17 protein-coding genes and 1 pseudogene are annotated in these 15,754 nt (G+C 28.0%); 3 read left to right on the forward strand and 15 right to left on the reverse strand.

The window, feature by feature from the left end; all coding sequences use genetic code 11:
- Nucleotides 1-3 precede the first annotated feature (3 nt).
- The 15 genes and pseudogenes from BUA77_RS10125 to BUA77_RS10195 all read right to left on the reverse strand — a co-directional run.
- Nucleotides 4-600, reverse strand: a pseudogene (locus BUA77_RS10125) (YebC/PmpR family DNA-binding transcriptional regulator); the annotation flags it as partial.
- 370 nt (nt 601-970) lie between these two features.
- The gene (locus BUA77_RS10130; RefSeq protein ID WP_072889810.1) at nt 971-1,390 is read right to left on the reverse strand and encodes a hypothetical protein; all 420 of its coding nucleotides are present in this window, start codon (nt 1,388-1,390) and stop codon (nt 971-973) included.
- Between the two features lie 26 nt (nt 1,391-1,416).
- Nucleotides 1,417-1,749 carry a hypothetical protein gene (locus BUA77_RS10135; protein WP_072889812.1) on the reverse strand — a complete coding sequence of 111 codons (333 nt, stop codon included), beginning with the start codon at nt 1,747-1,749 and terminating at the stop codon, nt 1,417-1,419.
- Nucleotides 1,750-2,225: 476 nt separating this feature from the next.
- Entirely contained in the window at nt 2,226-2,495 is a 270-nt protein-coding gene (locus BUA77_RS10140) for a DUF3397 family protein (protein ID WP_072889814.1), read from the reverse strand.
- A gap of 259 nt (nt 2,496-2,754) precedes the next feature.
- Nucleotides 2,755-3,861, reverse strand: a complete 1,107-nt coding sequence (locus BUA77_RS10145; RefSeq protein ID WP_072889816.1) for a hypothetical protein — start codon at nt 3,859-3,861, stop codon at nt 2,755-2,757.
- A 237-nt stretch (nt 3,862-4,098) separates the two neighbouring features.
- Complete coding sequence (locus BUA77_RS10150; RefSeq protein WP_072889819.1) at nt 4,099-5,100, reverse strand: PDDEXK family nuclease; 1,002 nt, start codon at nt 5,098-5,100, stop codon at nt 4,099-4,101.
- Nucleotides 5,101-5,213: 113 nt separating this feature from the next.
- Nucleotides 5,214-5,909: a hypothetical protein gene (locus BUA77_RS10155; RefSeq protein WP_143151347.1), complete on the reverse strand. Its 696-nt coding sequence runs from the start codon at nt 5,907-5,909 to the stop codon at nt 5,214-5,216.
- A 328-nt stretch (nt 5,910-6,237) separates the two neighbouring features.
- Nucleotides 6,238-7,233: a PDDEXK family nuclease gene (locus BUA77_RS10160; RefSeq protein WP_072889824.1), complete on the reverse strand. Its 996-nt coding sequence runs from the start codon at nt 7,231-7,233 to the stop codon at nt 6,238-6,240.
- 110 nt (nt 7,234-7,343) lie between these two features.
- Nucleotides 7,344-7,808 carry a sigma factor-like helix-turn-helix DNA-binding protein gene (locus BUA77_RS10165; RefSeq protein ID WP_072889826.1) on the reverse strand — a complete coding sequence of 155 codons (465 nt, stop codon included), beginning with the start codon at nt 7,806-7,808 and terminating at the stop codon, nt 7,344-7,346.
- A 21-nt stretch (nt 7,809-7,829) separates the two neighbouring features.
- Nucleotides 7,830-8,693, reverse strand: coding sequence for a 3'-5' exonuclease (locus BUA77_RS10170; protein ID WP_072889829.1), 864 nt, complete (start codon nt 8,691-8,693; stop codon nt 7,830-7,832).
- Nucleotides 8,694-8,929: 236 nt separating this feature from the next.
- The gene (locus BUA77_RS10175; RefSeq protein WP_072889831.1) at nt 8,930-9,211 is read right to left on the reverse strand and encodes a hypothetical protein; all 282 of its coding nucleotides are present in this window, start codon (nt 9,209-9,211) and stop codon (nt 8,930-8,932) included.
- A 99-nt stretch (nt 9,212-9,310) separates the two neighbouring features.
- On the reverse strand, nt 9,311-9,931 hold the full coding sequence (locus BUA77_RS10180) for a recombinase family protein (protein WP_072889833.1): 621 nt from the start codon (nt 9,929-9,931) through the stop codon (nt 9,311-9,313).
- 270 nt (nt 9,932-10,201) lie between these two features.
- Complete coding sequence (locus tag BUA77_RS10185) at nt 10,202-10,585, reverse strand: hypothetical protein (protein ID WP_072889835.1); 384 nt, start codon at nt 10,583-10,585, stop codon at nt 10,202-10,204.
- Between the two features lie 131 nt (nt 10,586-10,716).
- Complete coding sequence (locus tag BUA77_RS10190) at nt 10,717-10,920, reverse strand: hypothetical protein (RefSeq protein ID WP_072889837.1); 204 nt, start codon at nt 10,918-10,920, stop codon at nt 10,717-10,719.
- 25 nt (nt 10,921-10,945) lie between these two features.
- Nucleotides 10,946-11,716, reverse strand: coding sequence for a DUF1444 family protein (locus tag BUA77_RS10195; protein WP_072889839.1), 771 nt, complete (start codon nt 11,714-11,716; stop codon nt 10,946-10,948).
- A gap of 265 nt (nt 11,717-11,981) precedes the next feature.
- Between BUA77_RS10195 and BUA77_RS10200 the strand changes: the two genes are divergently transcribed.
- Genes BUA77_RS10200 through BUA77_RS10210 form a run of 3 tightly spaced genes read left to right on the forward strand, consistent with a single transcriptional unit; the run spans nt 11,982 to nt 15,365 of the window.
- Nucleotides 11,982-12,551 (forward strand): restriction endonuclease subunit S, encoded by a 570-nt coding sequence (locus BUA77_RS10200; protein WP_072889841.1) that lies wholly within the window; start codon nt 11,982-11,984, stop codon nt 12,549-12,551.
- A gap of 15 nt (nt 12,552-12,566) precedes the next feature.
- Nucleotides 12,567-14,102: a type I restriction-modification system subunit M gene (locus BUA77_RS10205; RefSeq protein ID WP_072889844.1), complete on the forward strand. Its 1,536-nt coding sequence runs from the start codon at nt 12,567-12,569 to the stop codon at nt 14,100-14,102.
- A 9-nt stretch (nt 14,103-14,111) separates the two neighbouring features.
- On the forward strand, nt 14,112-15,365 hold the full coding sequence (locus tag BUA77_RS10210; RefSeq protein WP_072889846.1) for a restriction endonuclease subunit S: 1,254 nt from the start codon (nt 14,112-14,114) through the stop codon (nt 15,363-15,365).
- Nucleotides 15,366-15,754: the final 389 nt, after the last annotated feature.

Genomic DNA, 15,754 nt, shown 5'->3' on the forward strand with positions numbered 1-15,754 from the left:
TTTCTACTCCATTTCCCAGTTGTGATACACTTCTTGTATATCATCGTCATCTTCCATCATATCTATCATTTTATTCATAGCCTTAACTTGCTCTTCAGATTCAAGTTTAGTTGTAGTTTGAGGAAGCATTTTTACATCTGCTGATATAAATTCATATCCTTTTTCAGCTAACGCATCTCTTACTGCATTAAAATCTTCTGGAGCTGTTATTATTTCAAAACCATCTTCTTCTGTTATAAAATCTTCTGCTCCAGCTTCAAGTGCTACATCCATTAATTCTTCTTCATCTACACCTTCATTTCCAATCATTATTTGACCTTTTCTATCAAACATAAATCCTACACAACCTGAAGTTCCTAGATTTCCACCATTCTTATCAAAATAGTATCTTACATTTCCAGCTGTTCTATTTTTATTATCAGTTAAAGCTTCTACAATAACTGCAACTCCACCAGGTCCATATCCTTCATATACAACAGCTTCATAATTATCTCCATCAAGCCCTCCTGTACCTTTTTTAATAGCTCTTTCTATATTATCATTAGGCATATTATTTGCTTTAGCTTTGTCTATAGCTGTTTTTAGTGCTGCATTGTATTTGATTTACACTATGAAATTTTCAATCTAAATTTTCACCTATAATATGAACATATACCTTAATTCAATTTTGATATTTTCCTTAATTGAACTATTAGTATACCATTATTCAAATTGAAAAAACAAGGTTTGAGCTATGGTATACATCATGAAATTTTATTACAATTTATACGATAAAATTAAGTAAATAATTTTTTATTTAAATTACTTTATAGTTAAATTTACTAAATCAACTGCCCTGCTTAATTCACTATAACTAATAGTTTTTATATATAATTTAAGCACTACTTTAACGTCTACATCTAAATCTCTAAGTAAATTTTCAGCTAACCAATTACTTGTGTCCCTGATTAAACATATAACTAATTTCTAATCATTGAACTAAATGTATTTCTAATACATTGTTATCTTTCCTATATAATAACTTTACAGCTTTAACATCTAAAATATTGTAATTTTGTTGTTTTATAAATTTCATTAACCCTTGAAGTGAATAAATTCTAGCTTGCTTTTTGTCAATTTTTCCAACAAATTCACTTCCGTACATGCTAACGGTGATTTTATCACCTTCTATATTCACCAATTCTTTAAACAAATCTGAATTTCTTGAGTATGTTATAAGACCATAATTTAACCACGATGGACTTGAACGTGTATTTTCTATTACTATATTTTCTCTATTTATATCATCTTTCTTAATACATTTATTTTCTTTATGCTCTTCTACTTGAACATCTGATGAGCCATCTTCAAATATGTTAATCGTTATTGTTCTTATTTTTTTAGGGTTCATTGTTTTTCCTCCAGCTCCAATATAACTTAAACTATATACATAATACTATTTTGCAGATTTATCTCATTTGTTCTGCTTAATAAAATATTTCTTAATTTAGTATTTTTTTGATTAATTGAATCCTCTAAAGCCTTATCAAACTCTTCTGCACCTTTTAATCCAACATTTCCACTAATAGTTTCATCTAACCCCCTAATATATTTATCCTCTATAGTACTAAAATTTACTCCTCTACTTTTACTTACATCATGCGTTGCTTCTACTCTTGCTTCAGTAACTGACTGTCCATTCGCCACCTTATTTTTAGTTAAATGTACAACTTCTAGTATTTGTTCAATTCCAACCTTTCCTACTGACATTTAAATAGCCTCCTTTTATTTTCTTGTTAATATCTTGATATTTTCATATTAACATATTTAACCTTAACTTTCAATGATTTTTTATAGTATATAAATCTTTATATTAATATCATTTATTAACAACTATGCCACTATTAATCAGCTCAAGTTTTGTAAGTAAAATCTCTAACATACATTTTAAGATTTACTCCATAAGGGCTTATTCTATCTCTACTCATACTTTTCTGTTAGTAATAAAATTAGGTATTATATATAATTTTGTAAGTTTTACTTTTCTACTACACTGTATATAGCTTGCTTCACTCATTAAATCTCATCTACTTGTAATATAGTTGATTATTAAGTATACAATAATCCCCTATATATTTTCTCATAAATTGTTATTGCTGTTACACCTTCATCCATATACATTGAAGATAATGATAAGTATTCTTTTATTCTTGCTAAAATTCAAATTTCATCTCCCTTTCATACTTCTACTTTTTACATCTTTTATTACGTTTATAAGCCCACCAAAGGATTGTAATTCCATATGCAATTGCTAAGAGCCATATCAAAGGACTTGTTATTATCAATGCTATAAGCATACTAAATGTAATAATATGAAAAGGATTTGATATATCAATTGTGATATAAATTTTGCTTCTCTTTTTATCATCTTTGAAAAACTTATTTTCTATGTAGATATTAAAACCTATTAATGCGATGCTACAAGCGCAATTCACAAAATACGCTAATTCACTCACTATTAATCACCTCATTTTTTTTCTATAAACAAAACAAAAAGTGCCTTTCCATATTTGCAAATTAGTCACTTTTTTTAAAAGTAATAATTGCACCTATAAAAAGACACATCTATATTCAAATTATTTAATTATAAGTATTACAACTTTATTATACCGCTAGTTTTTCATGATTACAGCTAATTTTTATCCTAATTGAATATCTAAAGTATTTTTTACATCCATCTTTATACAATTAATCCTCTTTAATTTAGCATAATTCCTATGCCTCATCAAAAACTGCTGCTTCATAGTATATAGAAGATTTCTTAACTTTTAAATCCATTATTAAATCATTTATTAATACAATAATTCGTATTGCTAATTTGGAGAACGCTGAATAAAGCCAATCTTCATGAATTCCTTTATTCCCCATATTAAATGCTTTCTCAATTCTAGTTCCTATTTCATCAATTTCTATAGATAAATACTCTTGGTATAATTTTGATTTTATTAACCTTTCATTGACATATTTTTTCAACCTATCCTTATATTTGTCCTTCTGTTTATTCGATGTAGCTGGCATTAAAACATCTGCTAATTTTTCAAAGCACCTTCTGAAATTAGCTGCAATTTGTGCACATTCTGCTGGAGTATTATTGTTTTTCTCCAGAGAAATTATTGCTGTAATAAGTTCTTCAAATGATTGAGGTGCAATATCTTTAAGTTTGTATAAAACCTCTTCACTTCTAAATTCACATTCGTCTTTTATTATTCTTAAAACTTTTGCTGTATTGTAAGAGCTATCTGAATTTTCATTGAAATCAAAAATAGAAAATTTCATTCCAATATTTTTTTTATCAATAAAAATTGATAATAGCCCATAGTTTTCTTTAATCCAGGTCATTATTTCATCCGATAGCCATTCTTCATCACTAAACTCATTGTATAACAGTTTAATTTTCTTATCCTCTATTTTAGCTACATACGGTAAAACACTATCAAAAACACTTAAATGTATTTTAGTTTCTAAAAATACTTGAGTAAATCCCAAATAATGTTCATACGATTTTAAATTATTGTGTATTTCTTGAATTAAGTCCCTCTTAATATAATCAATCTGAACCACATAAATGTTTTTAGTTGCTAAAGTGTTTACTGAATCATCATTAGTGAGTTCAAAATAGCCACCTTTAAAGGGTAATATAATGGCAGAAATTAAATTCCTTCTTTTCATTACATCTTTTTCAGGAACGTTCAAAAATCCCCATAGACCTGCACGAATGTATGATTGATAACCGTCTAGCTTTTCAACTCCTATATTTTCAAATACTTTACATAATGCATTGTAGTTTGGATACTCTTCTTTAAACAAAAACGCAACTTTCACCTTTTACCCTCCTATTCTAAGTTACCTCATACTATAGCTTTACTATGTAACCTACAAAAACTCCAACTTAACTTTTTTTATTTTATGTTATTACTGATATTATTTATATATACAGAAATATTTAGCTTATCCTAATCAACCTAAAGAGAATACATTCCATTTTTATATTCACTTTCATTCAGATATTTTCCCCATGCATACTTTCATCTTGAAATTATTATAATCTCAAGATTATCATTAATTAGAATCAAGTTCTTTATTAATCTCTTCATTAATAGATATAGAATCATTGATTAACCTTACTAATATCTTTTTGAATTTCTCTTTTTTTTGTAGATACTTCCTAGAAATTTTAATAGTTGCAGTTCCCTCATCATACTTAAAAATATCATATCCTGCTTCTTTAAATATGGATAATAATTTCCTATTTACTCCATTTAATTTTTGTGCATCATTATTCAAGTTATTAAATTTTTGTATCCAAAAATCAAAATAAATATGCTCACTAGAAAACCTTAACTCTTCATCGTAATATTCATAGAATCCACCTATATAATACTCTTCATTTTCAATTGATATATTAATAAATGGATTTACCATGTTAGTAGCCCAACTATTACTTCCCGTTGTTTTACATAGCTTAGTAATAGTAAGAGATTTATCATCATACTCATGTATAACTTCTTTTGTCCAACTATGTATCTCTTCTATCCAGTCTGGTCTATCTTCTAATGTTCGATTCCCTGTATTTAGAAAATCATTCCATTCTTCGAGTTTGTCTTTTAAATTTCCTATATTATCAAAGCTTACTTCTAAGTTATCTATTCCCACTAATTCTCTAATTTCTATTCCTGCTAAATTAGCACTAATTTTCACTTCTTCAGAAGCATTAGCTCCTATCAAAATTAATTTAGGGCAATAATAGTTCTGTCCAAATTCATCTTTCCAATCTATATTTTTATTCTCATCTAAGGAAACTACTAACGCTCTATATTCAAGAATTTGAGCTATACTTTCTCTTGAAATAATATCTTTCTTTAATTCTATAATAACAGGTCTATTATCTCTTGTATCTTTAAATAATAAATCTATATATCTGTTACTACCGTTTTTCCCAACATTGACCTGCCTTCCGTACTGATTGCCAGTTCCTTTTATTTTGGGAATAATGTAGCGCTCATCTAGTAACCATGGTGAATTATATATAATCTCTTCAATATCTTCTTCTAGCAAATTCATATTATCCTCTCCCTCTAGATATAATTATCTTCTTATGCTTTTAATGATTATTTTATATCTCTTTTGATTAAATTACATCCTTTAAAATTACTTCAATATAGCAAAAACATCATCTAATATCCATCTTTTACTTGACTATAATAATATTCTTCGTTATTAATCTTTTCTTTTTGTGATTTAACATTTTCATTTCTATCTATTAATTCCAGTGAAAAACATCCAAAAACTGCTCCTACAAGGTACGGGATAGTTGTCCATTTAATTATTTCTTCAATCCCATTCCTAATCATTTCTTTTGAAAACTTCCCTACTTCTTTAATAATTTCTTTACTATATGGCTGTAAAAAATTATATATAGGTTCTGATAAATAATCTGATATAAAGAAGCAATAACTTACAGTAGAATAGACTGCTAATATTAAGTATACTGCTACTTTAACTTCATTTCTTACTTCTTTTGGAGCCCAATATATCTCTAAATTAAATATTAATATTGTAAGAATAATTGTCATGTACCCCATTATTATGCTAGAAGTTAATATAGGCATTCCAAATATTCTAGAAGCAGAATCTCCAATTAGTACCCATACAAACAAGGATATGACTGGAAGTATGAAAAAATATATACTGTATGATATCCAATGCCTTATAAATCTATTAATAATACATCTATAGCAATAATACAAAACAACAAATACTTGTATGTACATCAAGTACTGGAGCCAAATATTTATAGTAGGAACTATATCTATTAAAAAAATTATACTAAATACCGTCACAAATAATGCTGCACCGCTCCATATAGCCATATGTTTTAAGTATTTCCTTAATTTAAATTCATTTTTATTAACTAAAATTTTATATAGAATTAATATTAACAAAGATGCTTGTATTACACAAAGACTCCCCTTTATAGTTCGAGATACTATCGAATTGGAGTTAATAAATAAAAACAGTATCATATAATTTATTACAAAAAATGCTCCATAAATTTTATCAAATTCAAATTGTATATAATTATTGTAAATCCAAACTACAAATTTCTCTATAAGTGTACATACATATCTTAATACAAATAACATGCTGTTAAACAGAATGCTTCCTAATCTCTTTATAATAATCACTCCTATTTAACTTTTACAATTTTTCACTTTCAAGTTCTTCCATTTTCTCTAATCTTAATTCATGTAATGTCTTATTACTTCCTTTTAAAATAGTCCATTCATAAATATTTACAGATGACCACTCCGTTATTTTCTCTCCCCATCGATTAAAAGACATTACTTCATCTTTGTACTTCACCTTTTGAATATCAATAACCTCTGCCTCTGAATTAGGATAGTTCTTAATTTCAACTATATCCCCAGCTTTAATTATATCCCATTCAAACAACTTATTCATTCTAGGTAAATATTTTCTAGTTATTTTACTTTGTCCACTTGTAGTAGTCTTTTTATCTTCTATTTCAACATAGTAATCATTTAATTTTTGCAGTGGTAGTATCTGATTCGACTGTAGTAGAGTTTGTTCACCTATCTTTACTGGAGCAATTTCAATACAATTTATATCAACACCATTTTCAATTAGCCAAGCTACTGCCGATAAAGTTTGAGCATCAAAACCTGAAGCAACTAAAATAATCCTTTGCTTTCTATTAAATGTCTTCAATGCATTGTTCTTTTCAAGAAATTCATTTAGTATCCTCTTTCCTTTTTCCTCTGGAGTTAGTTGCCCTAATTCAAACTCATTATTATATTTCAGTATGTAAGGTGCAAATATTTTTTCTACCGCTTCATCAACATTTTTTATTTTTGCATAACTTGCAGCATATCTAATAGCTTGAAATTCAAAGGGTTCTTTTCTCATTTTAATATCATCTAAATCTCTTTTTATTTCAATCAAAACTAAGTTTCCATCTTTATCTATTGCTGTTAAATCACTTCTACCTTTTTCTACATTTCTAACTTGTCTCCCAATTACTAATAGCGTCTCATCATCAATAATTATCTCAATATTTTTTCTTAAAAACTCTTCAATATGTTCTTCTTTGATATTTAAATCTTTAAATTGTAAAATCTCTACATCTAAGTTATTTACTTCAATGGAGCTATTTATATTTACAGGAATCAACATAAATTCACCTCCAAATTCTTTCTTATGTATCAATTATAATCCGATAAATTAAATTTCTCTATTACTTAAATACATATCTATTCACACCATTCTTGGTGCTTTTTTAATAATTATAATTCATTATTTTCTTTATCTCTTAAATTTGGTGAATACTCCTTCTCTAATACATTGCACGCAGTTAATACAATTATCTCTTCTAAAATATGTCGAGTTTTAGTAGGAGTCAGCTTTTTTAACATCTTTTCCTGTAATTGTCTTACCCTTTCTTTTGATACTCCAAATTCATCGCCCATTTGCTGTAAGGTCAATACTCTTCCACCATCCAACCCATATCGTTTAACTAATATTTCAGCTTGACGATTTCCAGTAAATGAGCCAATAAGGCTACATTTTAATCCAAATATAATTAAATCTAAAAATTGCTTCAACTTCTCACTTTTTAATATTGCTATTTCCTCTTGAGTAAAATCATTATGTTCCAATATGTCACTTATCTTTATCTTCTTTTTCAGCGAATCCTCTATTAACTGATTAAATCCTTTTAATTTTATAAATATTGATTGTTCTTGTAACACCCTTGCATTCCTCCTATTTTACTAGCCTGATAATTCAACTATTTTCTTCCTCGAAACATATACTAAATCTCCTAATAAATTTCTCTTTATCTTTATTCTTTGCTTCGTATATATTTCACAACTACTGCAATAGCTTAAAATACTTACTCTTCTTTTTTTATTATCAAAACTCAATTTTAATCTTTTACTATATTTACCACAACTTGCACATCTAGCTCTTAATCTAGTTCTATCTATCATATCGACTGTAATATTTAAATTCACTGAATCATAAAGACAGTCTGCATCATTAATTATGTAATTTCTTATTTTTTCTTTATCAAATATTTCTCTAAAAATATCCACTGTTAATTTAGTATCATCTAATGCTTGATGAAATTTATCTGTTGATGCAACTATGTTTTCTTCATTTATTACTTCATTCAAACTTACCCGTCTATCATATCCTAAAACTTCACAACAATATTTTTGAATATCAATATACGGAAGTAAAAGCGATTCTACTTTATAATTCGGATTATAATACTCTATATTTCTTTTTAATACTTTGATATCAGTATCACCCCAGGAACATAACATATAATCTTTCCCTAGCCATTTCTTAAAATGTTTTAGAGCTTTCTTAAAATCAAATCCATATTTTAAATCCTCATCAACAATTCCTGTAAGTTCTGCAATTCTTGGATTTATTTTTTTGTAAATGGTTGGTTTTATATATACCCTAAAACTATCAATATGTTCTAATTTATTATTTGATTTTATTGCACCAATTTCTATTATTTCATCAAAAAATTTTGTTCTCTCGTTAAACTTCTTATAATAGTAAGCCTGTCCATTTGTATTTTTAAAACTATTCCATTCTAAATCAAAAACAATGTAATTCATTACTATCACCTGCAATTCTTCTAAGTAAATTGTTTAGGTATGTTAAATGTTTGTAATTGTATAATATTTCCCCTTATGTATCCATTATAATCCAATATATAAATTTTCTCTATATTCCTATAAATTTTTAGATTTCTTTTAGCAAAACACTAATGTCAACTTACTTTATACAAAATTCTTTAAGATTAAATCCATCTACAATAAAAAGAGAAGAAGTTTTCACCGCTTCCCTATACTTATCCTTTTAATTTTTTATCTTTATTTAAATCATATACAAAGTCTTTTGAAAAACTTTTATGTTTCATAAATCCATATTCTAGCATTAGTTCCTGCGTTAAGTATTTAACTCCTTTGCAGTGCATGTCCCCTATACCTTCACTTATTAATTCATAGGTTACCGATTGATAAAAATATTCCATACTTTCTTCTACTGTTTTTCCTGTTAACCTTGAAAATTCAAGTATTATATCTTTATATAATGATTGTAGTATTACTTTATTTGCTATAACCTTAACCATTCCCTTCTTATTTATGTACACTCCAATATTTACTTTTTAATATCTAAATCCATTATTATTTGCCCATTATAAGAAAAAATTATAAGAAAAGAAGAAGCTCTAAACTCCTTCTTTCATTCTTTCTTCATATTCCTTTGCCCTATTATAAAATGTAGCTTTCTTCATATTACACAGTTTCATTGCTTGAACAGCCATTATTTCTCCTTTCTTCCATTGGTTATAGGCGTCTATAAACTTTTCATCAATTTCAACCTTAGGACGACCAAACCTCACTCCCCTTTTCATCGCAGAATCAATACCTTCTCTCTGCCTAGTTTTTATATTCTTTCTTTCTTCCTCTGCCAGCCAAGAAAGTATTTGAAGTACCAAAGAAGTAACCAACTCCCCTATACCATCTAAACTTTCATATCTTCTTGTATCTAACAATGGCATATCCAATACTACAATGTTTATTTTGTTATCGATTAACCACTGCCACTCTTTCAAAATCTCTTCTTTATTCCTACCAAATCGGTCTAAAGACTTGATGAAAAGGGTATCTCCTTCTCTAATACTTCTCTTCAAAGCCTGATAAGCAGGTCTATCAAAATTTTTACCAGAGGCTTCATCTATATAGGTATCCCTTTCATCAATATCCAAGTTTTTAATGCTATCAAGCTGCCTGGATATTTTTTGACTTTTACTGGAAATTCTTAAATATGCGTAATTTCTTGCGCCCATATTCATCCTCCCCGACCAAAAACATTGTTCTTTATTTTTAGACGTATATATATTGTTTTACCACATTCTTAGACTTATTCTGAAATATAAAATGAAGAGTCTAAAAATGTACACAATAATAAACACTATCTGCAACTTTAAATTTCATCATCTATCTTAGGACCTTCTAGAATATCAAATTCACATTTTCTTCCATTTTCAAAATCTTCGCTTAATCCAACTTCAACTACCCTTGGCTCTTTAACCTCTGATGAATTTCCGTAATAAATACTAATTTAAATTTTTGGAAGCATTGTCATCAATAATATTTATACATTTTTCTAGTTTTATATGAAATTGCTTCAACTCTTCTACTACCTTTTTCTCTACGTTTATAATTTTCTTCGTAACTATAAAAAATAAATAGCACACTTCTCCCAACATGAGTATATCTTGTTCTTCAAATCTCATTTTTATCTCTTTATTATTTATTCCTAAATATAACAATAATTTTATTTTTAAATAACTGTAGCAATCAATTTCCTTAATGATTTCTTTTTCCTTTCTCATTTTTAATTCTAATTCTTGCTTCAATATTTCTAAATGATAATCTACAAGTTTCAGCAATAATATAGCGACATTATACGTTGTTTCTATTTTCATTTCCATGCTCATACTAAATCCCTCCTCAAATTTATAAATCCTTATATATTTTTAAGATATTTTAAGAATTGATTTCATCACATTTCAAGTGAATTTTTTCCCTAACAAAAAAGAAGCCTCTCGGCTTCCATTTATTAAATAACTTAATTTATTTTTACTGGTTCTTCTTTAATAATCTGATAACATTCTTTTATAAAAAATAGCGTTACTACTGTTAATGCATAAGGTACATATTCTTTAACATCCATAAACATCCTTGATGCTAAATTTGTTAATCCTGCAAAAGTCCCAAAGCTCACTACTGCAACAAGTATCATATCTATAATTTTTTGTTTAATATTCATCATATTTCCACACTCCTATTCTTTTTTCTTATTTAACAACTTTTAAATGCAAATCCCCTATATCAGCAAATTGTAATTTGCCATTTTTATATCTATAAATTTTATCTGACACACTTTTCTCTAAATGTATTCCATACTTTGCTAGGTCTTGCATTATATCAAAATAAAATTTATTATCTTCTGCTACAAGAAACATTGTTTCGTTTGGAAAACCAATTAACACTCCTCTATTTTTACCTATCTTGTTTATCTGCTTCTGTATAGCATCAGTCAAAAATACTGAAATGCCAATTTCATTTTCGAATTTTAACCCAAACACTTTAATTTCATTATCCATTGGTACTAAAGTATTCCCAAATCTATTTATATTCTCTGTTGCTATTTTCTCTACTTCTTCTAAGTCTAGGTTGTTATTTTCTAAATCCCCATATGTTATATAACGTAGGAGTTCTCCCCTATCCTCTGCATAATAAATATTAATATCTGCTCCAAGATTCTTCTTAACAAACATCTTATCATTTCTTCCTGCAAAATCTTTTCTCCTTATTACTGGAATGATAGTTGATGTATCAATTTTATGATTGCATCTTAAAATCTCATTTTTGATTAATTGAATATATTTTTCTTTAATAACCTTATAATCATTTATCATCATATATTCTCTATAAATATCCTCAACAGGAATATAGATGTCCATTCCTTTTTCAATAATATATATGTTATTATCTTTCACTTTTATACTGTCAAATAACTTTTTCAAGTCATTACAAAATCTATTAATAAAACTTTCTTTGTTCACAACTCCACTCCCTCCATATGCTAATGCTCTAATTTTACCGCAACTTTTTATAGATGTGAGCACTTTTAAGTGAATTTCATATATGAAATTTAAATGTTATTTTTCATATAGTACAAAATTTTTATTGACAAAATATTCTAATGTGTTGTAATATAAAAATGACATCACTAGTAATATCATAATAATTTACTTAATACAGCTCCTTTAAGCTACAACTTATAAGCATACAAGTTCAGTTATTCTATTATTTAACGGGAGGTGACTTATGAGACTATGCCAAATAGCTGATATAAGAACGGGGCTTGTAGTTGCAAGAAAAAAAGCTACTTCTTCACCAGCTAAAAAATATAAAATGTTAACGCTAAAAAGTTTCGAAGATTATGGTTATATCAACATGAATGAATTAGAAGAATTTGAAAGCACTGAAAAATTATCACCCCAATATATAACACAAATAGGCGATGTGATAATGCGACTAAGTTACCCCTATACAGCAGTATATATTGATAAATCTAATAAAGGTATTTTAATCCCCTCACTTTTTAATGTAATAAGGCTTCAAGATGAGAAAACTATAAAAGGGGAATTTCTTGCATTATACCTTAACTCTGACCATATGAAAAAACTTATATCGAGATACTCAATAGGTTCAGCTATATCAATTATCAAAACCAGCTTTATTAAAGATATTAAAATAGAAAACATACCATTAGATAAGCAAGAAAAACTTGTACAAATAAATAAACTTCATCTAAAAGAAGTTACCTTACTTACTGACTTAATTAAAGAAAAAGAAACTTTATATAAAGGAATGTTTAGTACAATAATTAAATAACAGGAGGAACAAACTATGTCAGAAAAAATTACTCAAGAACAGATTAATAATGTTTTGTGGCAAGCATGTGACACATTTAGAGGTAAAATCGACTCATCAATTTATAAAGATTATATACTAGTTATGCTTTTCATAAAATATCTAAGCGATACTTATAAGGAACATTATGAAGAATATGCAAAAAGATACGATGGCAATGAAGAAAGAATAAAAAGAGCCTTATCAAGAGAAAGATTTGTTCTTGATGAAAAATCAACTTTTGATTACTTATATGATAATAGAAATGATACCGAAAAAGGTATTGGTCAACTTATAAATACTGCTCTAGAAAACATCGAAGAAAATAATAAAGGGAAATTAAGAGGAGTATTCAGAAATATTGACTTTAATAGTGAAATGATTTTAGGTAAAACAAAAGAAAGAAATACCATGTTAAAGCATCTGCTTGAAGACTTTAAAAAGCTAGACCTACGCCCATCAAACCTTGAAGGCAATGATGTAATCGGAGACGCTTACGAATATATGATATCAAGATTCGCTTCTGATGCTGGAAAAAAAGGTGGAGAATTTTTTACTCCTTCAATGGTATCAGAGTTAATTTCAAGACTTGTAAAACCTAAAGAAAACGATAGGATATATGACCCTACATGTGGCTCTGGCTCATTGCTTATTAGAACATTTAAAAAGGTCCCTAATGAAAAAGCTCAAGTTTATGGGCAAGAAAGAAACGGGCAAACCCATTCACTTTGTCGAATGAATATGTTTTTGCATGGTATCGATGATGCTCGTATAGCTTGGGGAGATACTATTTCTAACCCTTTACACCTTGAAGATGATAAGCTAATGAAATTTCAAGTAGTAGTTGCAAATCCTCCTTTCAGTCTAGATAAGTGGGCAATGGGTTTTGCTGGTGAATCTAATACAGATAAAAAATTTAAAATGGAAGCATCCTTTGACCCTTACAGAAGATTTGAATGGGGAGTTCCACCAAGTTCAAAGGGAGATTTTGCTTTTGTTCAACATATGCTCTACTCACTTGATAGCCAAGGTAGAATGGCTGTTGTTCTACCACATGGTGTGCTTTTCCGTGGAGCATCTGAAGGTAAAATCAGAAAACAAATTATTGATATGAACTTACTAGATGCAGTTATTGGTCTTCCAGAAAATTTATTTTTCGGAACTGGTATCCCTGCATGTATATTAGTATTTAAAAAGAATAGACAAAGAAAAGACGTACTGTTTATAGATGCATCAAGTGAGGGTAACTATGAAAAAGGAAAAAATCAAAACGTGCTAAGAGAAGAAGACCTTCAGAAGATTGTTGAAACTTATGATAATTACGAAACAATTGATAAATATTCATATGTGGCAACAATAGAAGAAATAGAAGAAAATGACTATAACCTTAATATTCCTAGATACGTAGATACCTTTGAAGAAGAAGAACCAGTGGATATGGATGCTGTTAAAGAGAATATAACAAACATCAAATCAGAACTTAAAGATGTAGAAGCTCAAATGGCTAAATATCTTGAAGAGCTAGGATTGTAGGTGATTACTGTGAAAAAAGAAATTAAAGAAAGAATTGAATGGATAAATCGTGGTGAAGTTCCTAATGGTTATATAAAACATAAAAAACTGGGTATTATTCCACAAAAATGGACTTATGGAAAGTTTAAGAATTTTATAAACATTAAAACTGGTCAAGTAAATCCTCAAGAAGAACCTTATTGTAATATGGTGCACATAGGTTTAGCTAATATTGAAAAATTTACAGGTCGACTTTTATACGTAAAAACAGCACAAGAAGAAAATTTAATTAGTGGTAAATACTATTTTGAAAGTGGTGATGTTCTTTTTGGAAAAATTCGACCAGAGTTGAGCAAAGTATATACTCCTAAATTTGAAGGTATATGCAGCTCTGACATTTATCCATTAAGTCCAAAAAATAATATAAAGTCCACCTTTTTAAAATATTTACTCCTTGATAAAAGATTTTATAAATTTTCCGTTTCTATATCAGCCAGAACAGGATTACCAAAAGTTAACAGAGAAGATTTAGGAAGCTACTTGGCACTATTACCTCCTATAGATGAACAGGAAATAATCGGCAGTATACTCTCTACTTGGGACAATGCTATTGAGCTTAAAGAAAAACTTATAGTGCAGAAAAAAGAACAAAAAAAAGGGCTTATGCAAAATCTTTTAACTGGAAAAGTGAGATTATCTGGATTCAATGATAAATGGAAACCTGTTAAACTAGGAGATGTACTGAAATTTAAGAAAAAAGAGGCACTTTCTAATCCGCAAGATTATTACTTATTGACTGTGAAACTACATTTAAAAGGAATAGAGGCAACAAATAAAAAACCAAATGTAACTACAAAAGGAAGACCTTATTATTTACGTGAACCTGGTGAATTACTAATAGGTAGGCAAAACTTTCATAATGGTGGAATAGGTATAGTTCCAAAAGATATGGTTGAGTACATTGCTTCTAATGCGATAAGTAGTGTTGAAACTAAAAAAGGTAACTTAAAATTTTATTATTACTATTTATCAAATGGTAATTTCTATAAAAGAGTAGGACATATAATAGGTGGAACAGGTCAAAAAGAAATTTCAGAATCTAGTATGAAAAAATTGAAATTAATTATACCAACATCAATCGAAGAACAAAATGCTATTACAAATATATTATCTACAGTTGACAAAGAAATTAAACTTCTTGAAAGAGAACTTGAAGAATTAAAACAACAGAAAAAAGGCCTTACTCAACTACTACTAACAGGAAAAGTAAGAGTAAAATCATAACTTCAATGTCAAAAGGTTAAAGGTTTATAAATCTTACTCCTTTAACCTTTATACTGTACACCTAGTTAGGTAGTTGCAAAATAGAGTGAAAGGTTATCCACAGAAAAATTGAGTTGAAATTACTAAATAGAAAGAGTTATTAACAGTAATATTCAAAAAAAGACGCAGTTAAATAAAGGTTCAGTAAAACCTTTTTAAAAAGGATATAGAGTTTAAAAAAACTTAAGCAATTAAAGATTTAATAGCAAGAGGATTGTGGATATTGTTAGTCTTAAACATTAAAACAAACGCAACTAACTGAGAAATACAAGCCAGTAAAACATCAGCTTTTAAAGAAACAGTATTTCTAACTTTAGATGATTTGATTTGAATAAAGTTTTTTAGTTGAG

This window comes from Tepidibacter formicigenes DSM 15518, assembly GCF_900142235.1.
GTDB classification, from domain to species: domain Bacteria; phylum Bacillota; class Clostridia; order Peptostreptococcales; family Peptostreptococcaceae; genus Tepidibacter; species Tepidibacter formicigenes.

Coding starts and splice junctions, on each gene's coding strand:
- BUA77_RS10130 (WP_072889810.1), bottom strand. CDS start 1,390: ATGAACCCTAAAAAAATAAGAACAATAACGATTAACATATTTGAAGAT.
- BUA77_RS10135 (WP_072889812.1), bottom strand. CDS start 1,749: ATGTCAGTAGGAAAGGTTGGAATTGAACAAATACTAGAAGTTGTACAT.
- BUA77_RS10150 (WP_072889819.1), bottom strand. CDS start 5,100: ATGAATTTGCTAGAAGAAGATATTGAAGAGATTATATATAATTCACCA.
- BUA77_RS10155 (WP_143151347.1), bottom strand. CDS start 5,909: ATGGCTATATGGAGCGGTGCAGCATTATTTGTGACGGTATTTAGTATA.
- BUA77_RS10160 (WP_072889824.1), bottom strand. CDS start 7,233: ATGTTGATTCCTGTAAATATAAATAGCTCCATTGAAGTAAATAACTTA.
- BUA77_RS10170 (WP_072889829.1), bottom strand. CDS start 8,693: ATGAATTACATTGTTTTTGATTTAGAATGGAATAGTTTTAAAAATACA.
- BUA77_RS10175 (WP_072889831.1), bottom strand. CDS start 9,211: ATGGTTAAGGTTATAGCAAATAAAGTAATACTACAATCATTATATAAA.
- BUA77_RS10180 (WP_072889833.1), bottom strand. CDS start 9,931: ATGGGCGCAAGAAATTACGCATATTTAAGAATTTCCAGTAAAAGTCAA.
- BUA77_RS10185 (WP_072889835.1), bottom strand. CDS start 10,585: ATGAGCATGGAAATGAAAATAGAAACAACGTATAATGTCGCTATATTA.
- BUA77_RS10190 (WP_072889837.1), bottom strand. CDS start 10,920: ATGATGAATATTAAACAAAAAATTATAGATATGATACTTGTTGCAGTA.
- BUA77_RS10200 (WP_072889841.1), top strand. CDS start 11,982: ATGAGACTATGCCAAATAGCTGATATAAGAACGGGGCTTGTAGTTGCA.
- BUA77_RS10205 (WP_072889844.1), top strand. CDS start 12,567: ATGTCAGAAAAAATTACTCAAGAACAGATTAATAATGTTTTGTGGCAA.